Here is a 2,750-nt window from a genome sequence, read left to right as displayed (position 1 = left end):
ATACCACTGTATTTTTTTTATGACCCAACTGTACATCATATTTTTCCTGAGTGTTTATTTTATAAAGCAACTAATCTCCACTGTCCAGGCTGCGGTAGTCAAAGAGCAATTCATAAATTATTACATGGAAATATAATTGAAGGGCTAAAGCATAACTTATTACTGCTATTACTTTTTATTGTTTTAGCATATCAATGTTTTATCTTTTTAATGAATAGATATACTTCTAAAAAAATAAAAAGTTTATTACATAGATCTATAGTTACCAAAGCAATATTAATTATAGTTATCTTATTTTGGGTTCTAAGAAATATCAACATCTATCCATTTACAATATTAGCTCCATAAAAAAAGCGACCAATGGTCGCTTTTTTTTATTATAACTATCTTATTTTAAATACTTGCTATAACAGCAAAAATAAGAGCTAATGCATATAAGCTAATGACAATTAAAGTAAAAATACCTATAAATTTATAATGCGATTTCATATTAGAAAAAGCAGATTTTAAATCTACATTACTTTTTGTTTTTAATGCTGCTTTCATTTTTCTAGAAAAATTAAACAAATATATTATGGGTATAATATATATAGCTCCCATAATAATATAAATTAATCCAAAATAGGCCATAGAAAACCCTGTTCCTGCATAAGGATTAAAAGCATCATTAGTACTTGCTATTAAAGAAAAATACAAGCCTAGAATTACAATTAATCCAATACCAAAAAAACCTAGTATTGATAAAAAATAAGTCCAACTTGAAGTTTCTTTTAAAAAACCTATAATATCATTATCTATATTAAGTTCGAAATTATCAAACTTAGATATTTTTTCTTCCATTTACTAAACCTCGAACTGTTTTAGTGTTTTAATTATTATAGATACACAATCTAATAATTGCTCTTTAGTCATAACTAAAGGTGGAGCGAAACGAATAATGTTTCCATGTGTAGGTTTTGCTAATAAACCATTATCTCTAAGTGCCATACATATATTCCAAGCTGTATCGCTGTCTTCTGTATCATTTATTAAAATTGCATTAAGTAAGCCTTTACCTCGCACAGCATTTACAATAGAACTAGTTTCAACATACTTAGCTATTTCACTTCTAAATAATTCTCCTAATTCTTGGGCATTTTCTGCCAAAGATTCTTCTTTAACGACTTCTAATGCAGCTATTGCTACAGCAGCAGCAACAGGATTACCTCCAAAAGTACTACCGTGGTTTCCTGGCTTAATAACATTCATAATGTTATCGTTTGCTAATACTGCAGATACAGGATATGCTCCTCCAGATAACGCTTTTCCTAAAATTAAGATATCGGCTTTAACCTCTTCATGATCTATTGCTAATAATTTACCAGTTCTTGCAATCCCCGTTTGTACTTCGTCTGCAATAAATAGTACATTGTGTTGTTTACAAAGTGCTCTAGCTTTGGTTAAGTAACCTTCAGACGGTACATATACTCCAGCTTCACCTTGAATAGGCTCTACTAAAAACCCTGCAACATTTTTATTGTTAGTTAAAGCTTCTTCTAAAGCTTTTAAATTATCATATTCTATTTTGATAAAACCTGCTGTGTATGGCCCGAAGTTTTTACGTGCTATAGGATCATTAGAAAACGAAATAATGGTTGTTGTTCTTCCGTGGAAGTTATTTTCACAAACTATTATTTCTGCATCATTTTCATTAATTCCTTTAACTTCGTATGCCCATTTTCTACATAACTTTAAAGCTGTCTCTACCGCTTCTGCTCCTGTATTCATAGGTAACAGCTTATCGTAACCAAAATAGTTGGTTGCAAATTGCTCATATCTACCTAATACGTCATTATAAAATGCTCTAGATGTTAATGTTAATTGCTTTGCTTGGTCTACCATAGCACCCACAATTTTTGGGTGACAATGTCCTTGATTTACGGCTGAATATGCCGATAAAAAATCATAATACTTTTTTCCTTCTACGTCCCATACATGTACACCTTCTCCTTTACTTAATACTACTGGAAGTGGGTGGTAATTGTGAGCTCCGTACTTGTCTTCTAAATCTATCGCTTGTTGCGATGTTAAATGTTCTAAAACAGCCATTTTAATTAAAATTTAAATGTGAATAAAATAACCATTCCTACTGTACCTTTATCCTTTCGAAGAATTCGAAAATTCAGCGTGGGAGAGAAATCATCCCTAGAGCTCGCAAATTACTAAATAATACGTAGGCTTTAAAATATTATGACGACATTTTATTAGCTAAAGAGGAAACTTGTAATTCCAGTCTTTTAATTTCTCTTAATAATGCATTTTTATCCATTTGCATCCATGCGAATACTTTTAACATGCTTACTCCTAGCAAAAATATTATGGTTCCTGTACTCCATTTTATCAATTCTTTTGTCTCCTCTGCATTAAAAAACTGCACTATACAATATATAAATAGGATAAAAAATACTACAGTTACTATGTTCATTAATAACATAATCCATTTGTTTTTACCTTTAAACAAACCCCATATCATTTGGAAAACACCTTGCTCGTCTAAATCTTCATAAAACTTAGCTTCTTCTTGTGTTAATGTCTCTTTTATTAGCGCGTCTATTACTTCAGTATCATTTTTCATAATTGTTATGTTTTAATATTAATTTTAATCGTTCTCTTGCATGAAATAATCTAGATTTTATGGTTCCTACCGAAACATCTAATACATTACTTATTTCTTTTAATGAATAATCTTGCACATAAAACAAACGAATTAC

General features: G+C 30.1%; 5 protein-coding genes. 1 reads left to right on the top strand and 4 read right to left on the bottom strand.

The genetic code is table 11. The annotated features are described in order from the left end of the window. Positions 1 to 348, top strand: a 348-nt coding sequence (locus ACVC2P_RS15805; protein WP_452599420.1) for a DUF2752 domain-containing protein, incomplete at its 5' end; no start/stop codon positions are given. A 45-nt stretch (positions 349 to 393) separates the two neighbouring features. On the opposite strand, the gene ACVC2P_RS15800 is transcribed toward ACVC2P_RS15805, so the two are convergent. From ACVC2P_RS15800 to ACVC2P_RS15785, 4 genes are all read right to left on the bottom strand, one after another. Further along, positions 394 to 840 (bottom strand): DUF5362 family protein, encoded by a 447-nt coding sequence (locus tag ACVC2P_RS15800; protein ID WP_452599419.1) that lies wholly within the window; start codon positions 838 to 840, stop codon positions 394 to 396. A 3-nt stretch (positions 841 to 843) separates the two neighbouring features. Further along, positions 844 to 2,088, bottom strand: a complete 1,245-nt coding sequence (gene rocD / locus ACVC2P_RS15795; RefSeq protein ID WP_452599418.1) for an ornithine--oxo-acid transaminase — start codon at positions 2,086 to 2,088, stop codon at positions 844 to 846. Between the two features lie 139 nt (positions 2,089 to 2,227). Beyond that, the gene (locus ACVC2P_RS15790) at positions 2,228 to 2,614 is read right to left on the bottom strand and encodes a DUF6768 family protein (RefSeq protein ID WP_452599417.1); all 387 of its coding nucleotides are present in this window, start codon (positions 2,612 to 2,614) and stop codon (positions 2,228 to 2,230) included. Then, on the bottom strand, positions 2,604 to 2,741 hold the full coding sequence (locus tag ACVC2P_RS15785; RefSeq protein ID WP_452599421.1) for an RNA polymerase sigma factor: 138 nt from the start codon (positions 2,739 to 2,741) through the stop codon (positions 2,604 to 2,606). The genes ACVC2P_RS15790 and ACVC2P_RS15785 overlap by 11 nt, the downstream gene beginning before the upstream one ends. Between the last annotated feature and the right edge of the window lie 9 nt (positions 2,742 to 2,750).

This window comes from Pontimicrobium sp. MEBiC01747, assembly GCF_053601635.1.
This window is presented reverse-complemented; position numbering and strand designations above follow the sequence as displayed.

What these genes read in the sequence shown, in the direction of transcription:
- rocD (WP_452599418.1), bottom strand. Translation starts at nt 2,088, where the DNA reads ATGGCTGTTTTAGAACATTTAACATCGCAACAAGCGATAGATTTAGAA.
- ACVC2P_RS15800 (WP_452599419.1), bottom strand. Translation starts at nt 840, where the DNA reads ATGGAAGAAAAAATATCTAAGTTTGATAATTTCGAACTTAATATAGAT.
- ACVC2P_RS15790 (WP_452599417.1), bottom strand. Translation starts at nt 2,614, where the DNA reads ATGAAAAATGATACTGAAGTAATAGACGCGCTAATAAAAGAGACATTA.